15 protein-coding genes, 1 tRNA gene and 1 pseudogene are annotated in these 13,900 nt (G+C 70.9%); 10 read left to right on the forward strand and 7 right to left on the reverse strand.

Annotated features, from left to right (window positions below):
- The 3 genes from AC1DY2_RS06050 to AC1DY2_RS06060 form a co-directional block, all read right to left on the reverse strand.
- Window positions 1–1,096: RNA polymerase sigma factor (locus AC1DY2_RS06050; protein WP_476761600.1), on the reverse strand; the 1,096-nt coding region annotated here is incomplete at its 3' end.
- 32 nt (window positions 1,097–1,128) lie between these two features.
- Complete coding sequence (locus tag AC1DY2_RS06055) at window positions 1,129–1,539, reverse strand: YciI family protein (RefSeq protein WP_476761601.1); 411 nt, start codon at window positions 1,537–1,539, stop codon at window positions 1,129–1,131.
- Between the two features lie 105 nt (window positions 1,540–1,644).
- Window positions 1,645–2,385 carry a LysE/ArgO family amino acid transporter gene (locus AC1DY2_RS06060; RefSeq protein WP_476761610.1) on the reverse strand — a complete coding sequence of 247 codons (741 nt, stop codon included), beginning with the start codon at window positions 2,383–2,385 and terminating at the stop codon, window positions 1,645–1,647.
- A 78-nt stretch (window positions 2,386–2,463) separates the two neighbouring features.
- Here AC1DY2_RS06060 and AC1DY2_RS06065 point away from each other — a divergent pair, with 78 nt between their 5' ends.
- The 4 genes from AC1DY2_RS06065 (at window position 2,464) to AC1DY2_RS06080 (ending at window position 4,441) form a co-directional block, all read left to right on the forward strand.
- Window positions 2,464–3,390 (forward strand): LysR family transcriptional regulator ArgP, encoded by a 927-nt coding sequence (locus AC1DY2_RS06065; RefSeq protein ID WP_476761602.1) that lies wholly within the window; start codon window positions 2,464–2,466, stop codon window positions 3,388–3,390.
- A gap of 61 nt (window positions 3,391–3,451) precedes the next feature.
- Window positions 3,452–3,793 carry a YciI family protein gene (locus AC1DY2_RS06070; protein WP_476761603.1) on the forward strand — a complete coding sequence of 114 codons (342 nt, stop codon included), beginning with the start codon at window positions 3,452–3,454 and terminating at the stop codon, window positions 3,791–3,793.
- A gap of 1 nt (window position 3,794) precedes the next feature.
- Entirely contained in the window at window positions 3,795–4,142 is a 348-nt protein-coding gene (locus tag AC1DY2_RS06075) for a YciI family protein (RefSeq protein ID WP_476761604.1), read from the forward strand.
- A 119-nt stretch (window positions 4,143–4,261) separates the two neighbouring features.
- Window positions 4,262–4,441: a CsbD family protein gene (locus AC1DY2_RS06080; RefSeq protein ID WP_130351845.1), complete on the forward strand. Its 180-nt coding sequence runs from the start codon at window positions 4,262–4,264 to the stop codon at window positions 4,439–4,441.
- A 76-nt stretch (window positions 4,442–4,517) separates the two neighbouring features.
- On the opposite strand, the gene AC1DY2_RS06085 is transcribed toward AC1DY2_RS06080, so the two are convergent.
- Window positions 4,518–5,735 (reverse strand): pyridoxal phosphate-dependent aminotransferase, encoded by a 1,218-nt coding sequence (locus AC1DY2_RS06085; RefSeq protein WP_476761605.1) that lies wholly within the window; start codon window positions 5,733–5,735, stop codon window positions 4,518–4,520.
- Window positions 5,736–5,821: 86 nt separating this feature from the next.
- Here AC1DY2_RS06085 and AC1DY2_RS06090 point away from each other — a divergent pair, with 86 nt between their 5' ends.
- Window positions 5,822–8,842, forward strand: a complete 3,021-nt coding sequence (locus AC1DY2_RS06090; RefSeq protein ID WP_476761606.1) for a hypothetical protein — start codon at window positions 5,822–5,824, stop codon at window positions 8,840–8,842.
- A 21-nt stretch (window positions 8,843–8,863) separates the two neighbouring features.
- On the opposite strand, the gene dgt is transcribed toward AC1DY2_RS06090, so the two are convergent.
- The 3 genes from dgt to AC1DY2_RS06105 all read right to left on the reverse strand — a co-directional run bounded on the left by dgt (window position 8,864) and on the right by AC1DY2_RS06105 (window position 11,359).
- A complete protein-coding gene (gene dgt, locus AC1DY2_RS06095) occupies window positions 8,864–10,381 on the reverse strand; it encodes a dGTP triphosphohydrolase (protein WP_476761607.1) in 1,518 nt (505 codons plus the stop codon).
- A 20-nt stretch (window positions 10,382–10,401) separates the two neighbouring features.
- A complete protein-coding gene (locus AC1DY2_RS06100) occupies window positions 10,402–10,809 on the reverse strand; it encodes a DUF7144 family membrane protein (RefSeq protein WP_476761608.1) in 408 nt (135 codons plus the stop codon).
- 139 nt (window positions 10,810–10,948) lie between these two features.
- The gene (locus AC1DY2_RS06105) at window positions 10,949–11,359 is read right to left on the reverse strand and encodes a DUF7144 family membrane protein (protein WP_476761609.1); all 411 of its coding nucleotides are present in this window, start codon (window positions 11,357–11,359) and stop codon (window positions 10,949–10,951) included.
- 242 nt (window positions 11,360–11,601) lie between these two features.
- Here AC1DY2_RS06105 and AC1DY2_RS06110 point away from each other — a divergent pair.
- From AC1DY2_RS06110 to AC1DY2_RS06130, 5 genes and pseudogenes are all read left to right on the forward strand, one after another.
- A tRNA-Trp gene (locus AC1DY2_RS06110) sits at window positions 11,602–11,674 on the forward strand.
- Between the two features lie 40 nt (window positions 11,675–11,714).
- Window positions 11,715–11,990, forward strand: coding sequence for a preprotein translocase subunit SecE (gene secE, locus AC1DY2_RS06115; protein ID WP_130351839.1), 276 nt, complete (start codon window positions 11,715–11,717; stop codon window positions 11,988–11,990).
- A 62-nt stretch (window positions 11,991–12,052) separates the two neighbouring features.
- Window positions 12,053–12,979, forward strand: coding sequence for a transcription termination/antitermination protein NusG (gene nusG / locus AC1DY2_RS06120; RefSeq protein WP_309974528.1), 927 nt, complete (start codon window positions 12,053–12,055; stop codon window positions 12,977–12,979).
- A gap of 142 nt (window positions 12,980–13,121) precedes the next feature.
- Window positions 13,122–13,550, forward strand: a complete 429-nt coding sequence (gene rplK / locus AC1DY2_RS06125) for a 50S ribosomal protein L11 (RefSeq protein WP_309974524.1) — start codon at window positions 13,122–13,124, stop codon at window positions 13,548–13,550.
- 135 nt (window positions 13,551–13,685) lie between these two features.
- A pseudogene (locus tag AC1DY2_RS06130) lies at window positions 13,686–13,900 on the forward strand (50S ribosomal protein L1); the annotation flags it as partial.

Here is a 13,900-nt window from a genome sequence, read left to right on the forward strand (position 1 = left end):
CGAGCTCACCGAGCTCGTCGAGCGCCTGCTCGACGTGGCCGGCCAGGCCGTGCGCCACGGCGCGGTTGAGCTCGATCACGGGCGACGGCGTCGCCGCGAGCAGGGCGTCGTACCACGCCACGATCGCCGGCCAGTCGGTGTCGTCGGCGGTCCGCGCCCGGGCGTGCACCGCCTGGATCTCGGCCTGCACCCGGTACGGCCCGACCTCGGCCGGCCGGGGCCCGCTGAGCAGCGCGAGGCCCTCGGCCACCTCGGCGGCGTTCCACCGCGTGCGGTCCTGGGTGTCGAGCGGCACGAGGTCGCCGGCGTCGTCGACCCGCGCGGCGGACCGCGCGTGCTGCAGCAGCAGGAGCGCGAGCAGGGCGCGGGCCTCGTCGGCCTCGGGCAGCAGCTCGACCAGCAGCCGCGTGAGCCGGATCGCCTCCTGCTGCAGGTCGAGCCGCAGCAGCCGGTCGCCCGAGCTGGCGAGGTAGCCCTCGTTGTGCACCAGGAACAGCACGGCGAGCACGCCGGCGAGTCGCTCGGGCAGCTGGCCGGGCGACGGCACGCGATAGGGGATGCCCGCGTGCTTGATCTTCCGCTTGGCGCGCACGATCCGCTGGCCCATGGTCGACTCGGGAACGAAGAACGCGCGCGCGATCTCGGCGGTGTCGAGGCCGCCGACCGTTCGCAGCGTCAGGGCGACGCGTGCGTCCATCGGCAGCGCGGGGTGCGCGCAGGTGAAGACGAGACGAAGCCGGTCGTCCCAGTCGGGTGCGGCCGCCGCGAGGTCGGCCGGATCGTCGGATGCCCCGCCGCCCACCAGCTCATCCATCACCAGCCACTCCTTCACCTTGCCGGCTTCGACCGCGCGTCGCCGCAGCACGTCGAGCGCCCGGTTCCTGCCAACGGTCGTGAGCCACGCACCCGGGTTGTCGGGCACGCCCTCGGTGGGCCACCGACGAGCGGCGCGCTCGAACGCGTCCGCCGCGGCGTCCTCGGCCACGTCCCAGTCGGCCGTGGCCCTGATGAGCGTGGCGACGACGCGCGTCCACTCCTCGCGATACGCCCACGCGAGTGCCTCGGCCGCGGCGCGCGCATGCGGAGGGTCGAGCACGTCAGGTGCATGGGGCGCGTCGTCGCCGGCGCTCATACGCCGACCGCGGGTTCGCTCCTCCGGCCCCGCTCGTCGGCCTCGCGCTCCTCGCGGGCGACGGGGTCCTCGTCGACGTCGAACGGCCAGAACGGCCGGAGCTCGATGCGTCCGAATCGGGCCATCGGATGCCGCCCGGCGATCTCGATCGCCTCGTCGAGGTCGCTGCAGTCGAGGATGTCGAATCCGGCGATCCACTCCTTGGACTCGGTGAACGGGCCGTCGGTCACGATGAGCTCCCCGCCACGCACCCGCACGAGGGTCGCATCATCGACGGGCCGAAGCCGGTCGCCGAGCACGCGGACTCCTCGGGCATCGACGTCGGCCGCCCACTCGCCGATGTTGTCACCCGCCGGGTCGAACGGTTCGGCGTCGGGGTCGACGGCCACGAACATCATGTATCGCATGTGCACTCCTCAGATCGCTGTTTCACACGGTATGCATGCGCGACGAACAGGGGAAGGCCGTTTCGACACCCGCGGGGCGAATCTCGGGAATCTGCTCGATCGCAGTCAGTGCGGCAGCACCAGCGAGACGCCGAGGGCGATCATGACGACGGCGATGACCCCGTCGAGCACCCGCCACGCGCGCGGGCTGCCGAGCACCCCGCCGAGGAGCCGCGCGCCGTAGGCCAGGCCGAAGAACCAGGCGATGCTCGCGAGGCTCGCGCCGAGGGCGAACGCCCATCGCCCGTCGCCGTGCGTGTTCGCGACCGAGCCCAGCAGGAACACGGTGTCGAGGTAGACGTGGGGGTTGAGCCAGGTCAGCGCGAGGCAGGTCAGCAGGGCCGCGGCGAGTCCGGTGCGACGCACGGTCGAGGTCGGCGTCCGTCTCGTCGCCGAGGGTGCATCGGTCACGACGGCTGAGCGACCGGATGCCGCGGGTGTCCCGGCCCCGGCATCCGACCGCTCCGCCCCATCCGTCGCCGCAGCGGCATCCGCCATTCCGTCACCGGCGACGAGCACCTCGCCACTCGGCCGGATCGCCCGTCGCGCCGCCAGGCAGCCGTACACGACGAGGAACGCGGCGCCCGCCCAGCGCGCGACCTCGACGAGCCACGGCACCGCGGTCAGGACGGCGCCGATCCCCGAGACCCCCACGATGATGAGCGCGAGGTCGCTGAGCGCGCAGATCGCGGCGACCGCGAACACGTGCTCGCGTCGGATGCCCTGTCGCAGCACGAAGAGGTTCTGCGCGCCGATCGCGATGATCAGCGAGAAGCCGAGGCCGAGGCCGGCGAGCACGGAGGAGATGGGCACGACGTCGACGCTACGGCGGGTCGGAGCGAGAATCCAGCTCAGGATTCTTCAGAACCATTAGCATCGCTTCAGATGGAGATCCCGCTCGACCTCGCGCGCACCCTCGCCGTCGTCATCGACGAGGGCACCTTCGACGCGGCCGCGCGCCGCCTGCGCCTGACCCCCTCGGCCGTCTCCCAGCGCGTGAAGAGCCTGGAGCAGCAGCTCGGCCGGGTGCTCGTCGTGCGTTCGAAGCCCGCCCGGGCCACCGAGGCGGGGGCGGCCGTGGTGCGCCTCTCACGTCAGATCGGGCTGCTCGAGCATGACGCGCTCGCCGTGTTCGGGGTCGAGGTCGAGCCGCGGCGGCCGGTCTCGGTCGCGCTCGCGGTGAACGCCGACTCGCTCGGCACCTGGTTCCTCCCGGCGCTGGCACGCGTCACCGAGCGGCATCCGGTGGTCTTCGACCTGCACCGCGACGACCAGGACTTCACCGCCGGGCTGCTCGAGTCGGGCACCGTGATGGGAGCGGTCACCTCGCAGGCGACGCCGGTCGCCGGATGCCTCGTGCGGCCCCTCGGGGTCATGCGGTACACCGCCGTGGCGACGCCGGCCTTCGCGGCTCGATGGTCGCTGCAGCTCGCCGGCGGCGCCGGGGAACGGCAACCGCGCGGGCACGGGCTCGCCGACGCGCTCGCCGCCGCCCCCGTGGTCGACTTCGACCGGCGTGACGACCTGCAGCGCGACCACCTGACCGCGAGCGGCGTCGACCCCGATGCGCCGCCGCGCCACTACGTGCCCGCGTCGAACGACTTCGCGATCGCCGTGAAGCTCGGCCTCGGCTGGGGCATGCTGCCCGCCTTCCAGTCCGACGCCGAGCTGGAGCGCGGGGAGCTCGTGGCGCTCGCGGGCGACCCGATCGACGTACCCCTGTACTGGCAGCAGTGGAACCTCCGCTCGACCCTGCTCGATGCGATAGCGGAGGCCCTCGCGGCGGAGGCGCAGACCGCACTTCGCCGTTGAGGTCGAAATCGCCGCACGCCGTACGTCGTACCAGCAGGATGGACGAGGAATGGAGTGCGAGATGGAGATCATGATGTTCGTGGTCGCCGACCCCGGGATCGACGGCGGCGAGGTCGACCAGGAGGCGGTGGCCGAGTGGGATCGGGTGATGGCCGAGCGCGGCGTGCTGAAGCGCGCCATGCGGCTGCGGCCGGCCGACGAGGCGAAGACGGTGCGCGTGCGGGGCGGCGAGGTGATCGTGACCGACGGCCCGTTCACCGAGTCCAAGGAGTGGATCGCCGGCTACTGCCTGCTCGAGGTCGCCGACCTCGCCGAAGCGGAGGCCATCGCGGCCGGCGACCTGCTCGCCCGCTTCGGCGCGCTCGAGCTGCGTCCCGTCTGGCCGCTCGGATCGGAGGACTGACGTGGAGTTCCTGTTCTTCATCGCGACCGATCCCGAAGCCGAACCGTACAGCGAGACCGGGGGGCTCACCATCGACGAGTGGGTCGACGAGATGACTCGTCGCCGGGTCTCGATCACGGGTGATCGTCTCCGCCCRCCCGAGCATGCACGCACCGTGCGCGTGCGTGGCGAGGACGCGATCGTGACCGACGGCCCGTTCACCGAGTCGAAGGAGTGGATCGCCGGCTACGACGTCATCGAGTGCGCTGACCTCGACGAGGCCATCGAGATCGCGTCGAAGCATCCGATGGCCCGATTCGGCCGGATCGAGGTGCGTCGCGCCTGGCCGCTCGGAGCCCCGGACGAGTAGGCGCGAGCGGGTCTAGCGCCTGCGCTGCGCCTGTGCAACCCCGTGACTTCACAGGCCTCGCGGCGTTGACTGGTTCTCAGAGCGCGGCAGACCGCCACCGCTCGGGAAGGAGTTCGACGATGGGTGTCGACGACCGCATTGAGAACACTGCTGAAGACCTCAAGGGCAAGACCAAGGAGGCCGCAGGCAAGGTCACGGACAACGAGCGACTCGAGGCCGAGGGCAAGATGGACCAGGCCAAGGCGGACATGAAGAACACCGCCGAGGACGTGAAGGACGCCTTCCGCGACGACCGCTGACGACCTGCGGGCAACCGCAGTCGCCTGGACGCCCGCGTCACCGACCCTCGAGGTCGGGGCGCGGGCGTCCGCCGTGTCAGGCGAAGAGGCGCTGCAGGCGCTGGATGCCCTCGAGCAGCGGGGCGTCGCCGAGCGCGTAGCTGAAGCGCAGGTAGCCGCTCGGGCCGAACGCCTCGCCTGGCACCGCCGCGACGTCGGCCCGCTCGAGCATGAGGTCGGCGAGCTCGAGCGACGTGGTCGGCGTGACCCCGCCCCACTCGCGGCCGAGCAGGCCCGTGACGTCGGGATAGACGTAGAACGCGCCCTGCGGCACCGGCACGGTGATGCCGTCGATCTTCGACAGCTCCGCGACGATCGTGCGCCGGCGGCGGTCGAAGGCGCGTCGCATCTCCTCGACCGTGTCCTGCGGGCCGGTGAGGGCGGCGATCGCCGCGCGCTGCGAGATGTTGGACACGTTCGACGTGAGGTGGGACTGCAGGTTGGCGGCGCCCTTGATGACGTCGGCGGGGCCGACCATCCAGCCGAGGCGCCAGCCGGTCATGGCGTAGGTCTTGGCGACGCCGTTCACGAGGATCGTGCGGTCGGCCAGCTCGGGCACGGCCTCGACGATCGAGACGGCACGCGGCGGCACGCCGTCGACGTCGTCGGCGTAGGTGAGGTTCTGGTAGATCTCGTCGGACACGACCCAGATGCCGTGCTCGAGCGCCCACTCGCCGATCGCCCGCACCTGCTCGGGCGCGTACACCGCGCCCGTCGGGTTCGACGGCGAGACGAAGAGCAGCACCTTCGTGCGCTCGGTGCGCGCGGCCTCGAGCTGCTCGACCGTGACGAGGTAGCCCTGGTCGGCGCCGGCGAACACGTCGACCTGCCGTCCGCCCGCGAGCTTGATCGCCTCGGGATAGGTGGTCCAGTAGGGGGTCGGCACGAGGACCTCGTCGCCCTCGTCGAGCAGCACCTGGAACGCCTGGTACACGGCCTGCTTGCCGCCGTTCGTGACGACGACCTGGCTCGCGCCGACCTGGAGGCCCGAGTCGCGCAGCGTCTTCGCCGCGATGGCCTCCCGCAGCTCGGGGAGGCCGGCCGCGGGCGTGTAGCGGTAGTTCTTCGGGTCGCGCGTCGCGGCCAGCGCGGCCTCGACGATCGACTCGGGCGTGGCGAAGTCGGGCTCGCCCGCCGCGTAGGAGATGACGGGGCGCCCCTCGGCCTGGAGGGCCTTGGCCTTCGCGTCGACCTTCAGGGTCGCGGACTCGGCGATGGCGGCGATGCGGGCGGAGAGACGGGCGCGTTCGGTCACGGGAGCAAGCCTACGATGCGCCGGGCAGCGCCCGGAGGAGAAAAGACTGGGACGATCGTCCCAGTTCATGTACGCTGCTCCCCGTGATGGCGCGAACCCGACGGGGTCTCCTCGCCGGCGTCGCGCTCACGGTCCTCGTGGCGCTGGGCGCCGGCGTCGCAGTCGTGCTCGGCGACGAGCTCGGCATCCGCAGCGAGCCGTCGGACGTCCCCTCCGAGACGCTCGTGGCCACGCCGGAGACGCCCGCCGTCACCCCGCCGGCCTTCACCGACATCACCGCGCCCGCGACGGTGCGCATGGGGCTGGCCGTCGACGAACTCCGCGATGCGGTCGCCGACGCGGGAACGACCGACGGCACCACGACACTCGACATCGTCGTGGGCGACGGCGATGACGACGACGAGACCTACCGGCTCGAGGGGGCACCGGGGGAGCTGCGCCTCTTCGCGGCATCCGAGGCCGGCGCGACGCTCGGTGTCTACGACCTCGCCGCCGCCGTGCGCGACCGTCGCAGCGTGACCGAGCACCTCGGCGAGGCGGTCGACTCGCGCCTCGGATTCCGTATGGTCGACCTCGGCGCGGTCGGCGTGGCCGTCGACGAACCGGCGTGGGCCGCCGGGGACGACTACTCGCACAACTCGAAGGCGTTCGCCGACGTCATCCTCGCGGACGCRCCCTACATCGACGAGGCGGCGCTCGACGTCGCCCGCGAGGAGTTCGAGACGTACGTGCGCCACGCGCTCGCCGAGGGCTACAACGCCATCGCGATCCCGGGCTTCATCGAGTACCTCACCTTCTCGGGCGTCGGCGACGGCACCGAGGTCTACGACGCCGACGACACCCACGTGGCGCGGGCCGAGGCGATGCAGGAGGCGTTCGGCCCGATGTGGGAGTACGCGCACGACGCCGGGCTCGCGGTGTACTTCCGCACCGACATGCTCACGCTCACCACGCCGCTCGAGGAGTACCTCGTCGACCGGTTCGGCAGCCTCGCCACCGACGACCCCGGGTTCTGGGACGTCTACGCCGCAGGACTCGACGAGCTCTACGCCGCGATGCCCTACCTCGACGGCGTGCTCATCCGCATCGGCGAGGCCGGCCGGGTCTACGACCTGCCCGGCTGGGACTACTACTCCGAGCTCGCCGTCACGAGCGTCGACTCCGTGCGCGCGATGCTCACGGCGCTGACCGAGCAGGCCGAGCGCGTCGACCGCGAGGTGATCTTCCGCACGTGGAGCGTGGGCGTCGGCGCCGTCGGCGACATGCACACGAACGACGCGTCGTACGAGGCGGTGCTTGGCGGCATCGACTCCGACGCGCTCATCGTCTCGACCAAGTACACGCTGGGCGACTTCTACAGCCACCTGCCGCTGAACCACACCCTCGAGATCGGGGAGCAGCGCCGCATCGTCGAGTTCCAGAGCCGGCGCGAGTTCGAGAACTTCGGCGCGTTCCCGAACGACCTCGGCGTGCTCTACCAGGAGGCGCTGCAACGGTTCATCGCCGCGAACCCGCGCGTCGAGGGCATCTGGACCTGGACGCAGGACGGCGGGCCGTGGCGCGCCGGGCCGCTCTCCCTCGAGCTGAAGGCCGGATTCTGGCAGCTCTACGAGCTCAACACCGAGCTGGCCGGGCGCCTCGCCCGCGATCCCGATGCCGACCCCGCGGCGATCACCGCCGACTGGGCGCGGCGCTGGTTCTCCGACGACCCCGCGACCGTGCGGGCGATCGGCGAGGCGATGGCCTCCTCACGTGAGGCGATCACCGACGGGTTGTACATCGGCCCGTTCGCCGACCGCCGCGTCTTCGCCGTCGGGCTCGAGCCGCCGCCCATGATGTGGATCTTCGAGTGGGACATCGTCACGGGCGACAGCGCGGTGCTCGACGTCATCTACGAGATCAGCCGCGACGAGCTCGACGAGGCGATCGCGGGCGGCGACCGGGCCCTCGCGGCCGTGCAGCGCATGCACGATTCGATCGAGGCGACGGATGCCGCGACCTGGCGTGACCCCGAACTGCGCGCCGCGTTCCTCGACACCCTCGACTACCAGGCGTCGACCTACGAGATGCTCGGCGACGACCGCGAGATGTTCCTGCGCCAGGCGCAGTGGCACGACACCGGCGATCAGGGAGCGTACGAGCGGTGGGATGCCGCGCGGCAGGCGTTCGAGGCATCCGCCGCAGCCCATGAGGCCGCCTACGCCGGCGACCCGTACTACCCGGCGTACAACCTCACGGCCGCGGAGCTCGGCGTGCAGCGCGCGGAGCGCGACCTGCCCATGGCCTGGGCCGCGCGGGTGCTCGTCATCCTGCTCGCCGCGTGGCTCGGCTACGGGATCGCGGCGGGATCCGGACGGGTGCGCTGGCCTGGCGCCCGCGCGGCCCGCGCACTGTGGGTCGCGGCGACGCGGCCGTGGCGTGCAGCCGAGGTCACCGAAGGGCTCGGTCGCCTGGAGCGCGTGCTCGTGGTCGCGGTGCCCGCCCTCGCCCTGGCGTTGAGCCGGGGCATCCAGACCTGGTTCCTCGCACCGTCGCACCTGCTCGTGACGCTCGGCGCGTGGCTGGTCTTCGTGCTCGTCCTGCTCGCGGTGCTGCGGCGGCGCTCGGCGTGGCCCGTGCTCGCGGCCGTCGGCGGCGCGGCGATCCTCAGGGTCGTGCTGCTGCTCGTGGTGCTCGCGCCCACCGGTCCCGGCGGCTACTGGTTCGGCTTCTGGACCGACCCCGATGCGCGCAACGCCTACATCACGGTCGCGTTCGCCGCGTTCGGCTGGGTGCTCGTGGCCGGCGCATGGGCGCTCGCCACCCAGGTCGGCGCGCTGCGTGCCGTGGGCGCGGTCGTGGCCGGAGCGGGGGCCGTGCTGGCGGCGTTCGGCAGCTTCATCGGCCTCATCGGACTCGAGGTGGCCCTCACCGCGTGGAACGACGAGATGGGCCTGCTGCCATGGGGCCTCTCGCGCATCCTCGGCATCAGCGTCTACCTCGACATCCCGGCCGACACGGCCTGGTGGGCCGCGATCGCGGGCGGCGTGCTCGTGGTCGTCGGCGTGCTCCTCGTGCTCCTCGGGGGGCGCCGTCGCCGCGCACGGGTCGCGGGATCGCCTGCCTGATCGGACCCGGCGACCGGCACGTCAGAGGTTCTGGCCGATGTCCCAGAGCCGGTCGGGACGGCCGTCGATGGCCTCCGACACCGCGAGCGCCTGGTCGTCGGAGAGCGACGCCACGTAATCGACCACACCGCGCCCGACGCCGAGCTGCATGACCTCGCTCGCGTCGGGGATCGGCACGCCGTCGGGTCGCGCGGCGCGGACGCGCGCGTAGCCGTCGGTGGCGAGCTCGACGAGCTCCTTGAGGCGCTGCGGCACGCGGTGCCGGTCGAAGTCGTCGGTCACCCACGCCGTGAGGCCCTTCACGGCACGCGTGAGCACCCGGCTCAGGCCGCGCTGGTACATCGCGATGTCGGCGCGGTCGAGGATGAAGTGCCGGTGCACGAACTTCAGCACCTCCACCTCGTGCCAGGCGAGTCGGTCGAGGGTGACCAGCCCGGTGCGGGCCTCGGCTGCCGGCGCCGGCACCACCGAGGTCTGCAGGTGGGTGATCCAGCGGTTCGTGAACGACGAGAGCGCCCGCTCCGACGCGATCGACCCGTCGAACGGGATGGCGAGCAGCCCGTCGACCAGGTCGTCGGCGACGACGTCGACGGCCTCGGCGAACGCGTCATCGTCGGCCACCCACGCGTCACTGCGGTGCAGCTTGCGGCGCAGTCCCTCGATCGCCGCGCCCGGCGGCGCCGACCGGAGCGCGAGCGCCTCGTCGTCGAGCTCGCGCAGGTCGGACCATCCCTCGATCCAGCCCCGGAACTCGCGCGCCACGGCGCCCTGGCTGAGCAGGCCCGCCCGGTAGAAGTCGTCGACGTCGTGGATGGAGTACGCGATGTCGTCGGCGAGGTCCATGATCGAGCACTCGAGCGACTGCGCCAGCGCGGGCAGTCCACGGCGCGCCTCGACGAGGTCGACGGCGTCGAGGTCGTACGCCGAGAACTTCGCCACGTCGACGCCGCCGTCGACCCGACGCATCCCGCGGGGGAGTGGACCCGTGCCGAGGCCGCGCGCGTCGACGAAGCGGGTCCACGGGTACTTCGCGACGGCGGCGCGCACCGCCGCGGTGAGGTTGAGCCCGTGGGGCGACGACTCGGTCACGTCGAGCGTCGCGATGATGCGGTAGGTCTGCGCGTTGCCCTCGAACCCGTCGGCGAGGCCGAGCGTCTCGCGGGCGAGCCGATCGAGCACGCGTTCGCCGAGGTGTCCGAACGGCGGGTGGCCGAGGTCGTGCGCGCTCGCCGCGGCCTGCACGACCACGGCGTCGCAGCCGTGCTCGACGGCGAGCGGATACGCCGGCGACGCGGCATCCGACAACGCCACCGCGATGGCGCGTGAGACGGCGGTGACCTTGATGGAGTGCGTGAGCCGGTTGTGGATGAGCGGGCCCGCTCCCGGCTGCGCGATCACCTGGGTGACCGCCGACAGCCGGGAGAAGTACGGCGAGAAGCGGATGCGCTCGAGGTCGAGCCGGAACTGCGAGTGCTCGCCCGTGACCTCGACGATGCTCCGCGGCTCGACGATCCGGCGCGCTGCCCGCTCTGCTGTCATGCCCTCAATCTAAGCGGGCCTCAGCGCGCGCTGGTCTTCAGCTCGCGGCCGTGCACGGTGAGTGCGTAGATCACGAGGATGTCGATGGTCAGCACGATGAGCGACCACCACGGCTGCGTCGGGATGGTGAACAACTGCCCGATGCCGTTGAAGGCGACGAAGATGACCGCCACCACCCGGGCCCACGTGGCGCCCGAGAAGAGCGCGCCCGCGACGAGGATCAGCGCGATGCCCGTGATCAGGTGCCACCAGCCCCAGCCCTGCACGTCGAACACGACGAGGCCGCCCTCGATGCGCAGGAAGTAGGCGCTCGATGGCGCCAGCAGGGCTGTCAGCCCGTGCAGGGCGCTGAACACGCCGGCGATGAGCAGGAGGATGCCGGCGAACCAACCCCAGCCGACCCAGCCGGTGACCTCGTTGTCAGCCATGGGAACCACACCCTTTCGATGGGATGATGCGCCGGGGCATCCGCGGCGGCGCGGTGCTGCTCCGCCCACCGTAGGGCCGCTCCGGATGCCGCGGCATCACGCCGATCGGGTGAAACCCCGATCGGCGTGACGGAACCCGCTACCGCGAGTGGGCGACCTTCAGCTCGCGTCCGTGCACCGTCAGCGCGTAGATCACGAGGATGTCGAGGGCGAGCACGATCAGCGACCACCACGGCTGCACGGGCAGCAGGAAGAGCTGGCTGACGCCGTTGATCGCGGCGAGCACGATCGCCGTCACGCGGGCCCATCCGGCACCGGTGAAGAGCGCGAGGCCTACGAGGATCAGCGCGGCGCCGATGATCACGTGCCACCACCCCCAGCCCTGCACGTCGAGGAGCACGAGGCCGCCCTCGCCGAGCACGAAGTACGAGCTGCTGGGCAGGAACACGGCGATGAAGCCGTAGATCGCGTCGATCACGCCGGCGATGATCAGCATGATGCCGGCGAACCAGCCCCATCCGACCCAGCCGGTCACCTGTGTGTCACTCATGGGAACCACTCCTTCCGTGCATGGATGCGCGCGGCACGCCGGCGCGGTGTGCCGCCACGGTATGGCGCGCGTGGATGCCACGGCATCATGCGGATCGAATGAACCGATCCGGGCACGGTTTGGCCGTGGGGCATCCGTCGCCTAAACTTGCTGAGGTTGCGGATATCGGCCAAGCTTCCCCATGCCTGTTTACGGGTGAAGCGCGGCCGCAGAAGCGATCCCACGGAGGTCGATGCCTCCATAGGGCGGTGGCTCAATTGGTAGAGCAGCGGTCTCCAAAACCGCAGGTTGCAGGTTCGAGTCCTGTCCGCCCTGCGAGCCGGCAGTGACTGCCGGCCCACGAAAGGTGTACGAGGTGGCACGCAAGATCATCGACGAACCCAGCGAGGACGTCGTCGCCAACGCGAAGCGCGACCGCGCAGCGCGTCGGAACCCCTTCGCGAGGATCGCGCTGTTCATCCGGCAGGTGATCGCCGAGCTCAAGAAGGTCGTCACGCCGACTCGCAAGGAGCTCGTCAGCTTCACCGTCGTGGTGCTCGTGTTCGTCATCATCATGATGGCGCTCGTGTGGGGCCTCGACCAGATCTTCGGCTGGCTCGTGCTGTACGTCTTCGGAACACCGGGAGCCTGATCGGGCTCCTGGCCCGAACATCCGGCCGCCCCGAGGGCGGAACGAAGCAAAGGAAGCAAGAAGTGTCGAAGACTGAGCGCGACGACGTCGACTGGGCCACCGCTGCCGAGCAGTCCTCAGAGGTCGAGGAGGCCCAGGAGGGCGACACGGCCGAGCACGACGAGGAGTCGGTGGAGCCCGCCGAGCACCGCGCGGTGCACATCGTCGACGACGAGGGCAACGACATCGACCTCGACGCCGTGCTCGACGCGATGGCCGAGGCCAGCGACCCCGAGGCCGACGCCGTGATCGACGACGCCCTCGACATCGACTCCGAGGACGAGGCGCTCGCCGCCGCCGAGGCCACCCAGGAGGAGGCCGACGAGGTCGCCGACCCCTACGAGGAGTTCCGCGCCGAGCTGCGGTTCCTTCCGGGCAAGTGGTACGTCATCCACTCCTACGCGGGCTTCGAGCGCCGCGTGAAGGCGAACATCGAGCAGCGACGCGAGTCGATGGCCATGGCGGACTACATCTACCAGGTCGAGGTCCCGATGGAAGACGTCGTCGAGATCAAGAACGGCCAGCGCAAGATGGTCACCCGCGTGCGCATCCCCGGCTACGTGCTGGTGCGCATGGACCTCAACGAGGAGAGCTGGTCGGTCATCCGCCACACTCCCGGCGTCACGGGCTTCGTGGGCAACGCCCACAACCCGACCCCCCTCCGCTTCGAGGAGGCCTTCGGCATGCTGAAGAGCCTCGTCGAGATCAAGGACGTCGCACCCGTCAAGGGCGCGAAGGCCGGTGCGGCCGCCGGTGCGGCGCGCGCCATCCCCGCCGAGGTCGACTTCGAGGTCGGCGAGACCATCACCATCAAGGACGGCTCGTTCGCCGGCCTTCCCGGCACGATCAGCGAGATCAAGCCCGAGAGCGGCAAGCTCACGGTGCTCGTGTCGCTGTTCGAGCGCGAGACCCCGGTCGAGCTCAGCTTCGACCAGGTCACCAAGCTCTAACCACTCACAGCCAGCGCGCAGCGGCCCTCCGGTATCATCGGGGGGTTGTGCTGCGTCCAGCACACCGACCACCGCAACCCGGATCCGCCGGGCCTGCGGGAGAGTGCCCCGATCGGGGCGTTCGATCAGAAAGAGAGAAATCATGGCACCGAAGAAGAAGGTCACTGGTCTGATCAAGCTTCAGATCAAGGCCGGCGCCGCGAACCCGGCCCCGCCCATCGGCCCGGCCCTGGGTCAGCACGGCGTGAACATCATGGAGTTCTGCAAGGCGTACAACGCGCAGACCGAGTCGCAGCGCGGCAACGTGATCCCCGTCGAGATCACCGTCTACGAGGACCGCTCGTTCACCTTCGTCCTGAAGACCCCGCCCGCCGCGGAGCTCATCAAGAAGGCCGCCGGCGTCGCCAAGGGCTCCGGCGTCCCGCACACCACCAAGGTCGGCAAGCTGACCACGGCGCAGGTGCGCGAGATCGCCGAGGCGAAGATGGTCGACCTCAACGCGAACGACCTCGACGCCGCGTCGAAGATCATCGCGGGCACCGCCCGTTCGATGGGCATCACGGTCGAGTAATCGCCTCGGGCCCACCCGACGCCGTCGTGTGTCACGGGCCCCGAACGGATGCCGCGGCATCCGCTCACCCAGAACTCTCATTCGTGGCAGCGCCCGCCAGGCGCAGATGACCACACTCTCTCAAGGAGAAGCAACATGGCACAGAAGTCCAAGGCCTACCGGGCCGCGGCCGACAAGATCGAGGCCGGCAAGTTCTACACCCCGACCGAGGCCGTCTCCCTCGCGAAGGAGACCGGCTCGGCGAAGTTCGACTCGACCGTCGAGGTCGCGCTGAAGCTCGGCGTCGACCCCCGCAAGGCCGACCAGATGGTGCGCGGCACCGTCATCCTCCCGCACGGCACCGGCAAGAC

Source organism: Agromyces sp. P1_H4, assembly GCF_056405255.1.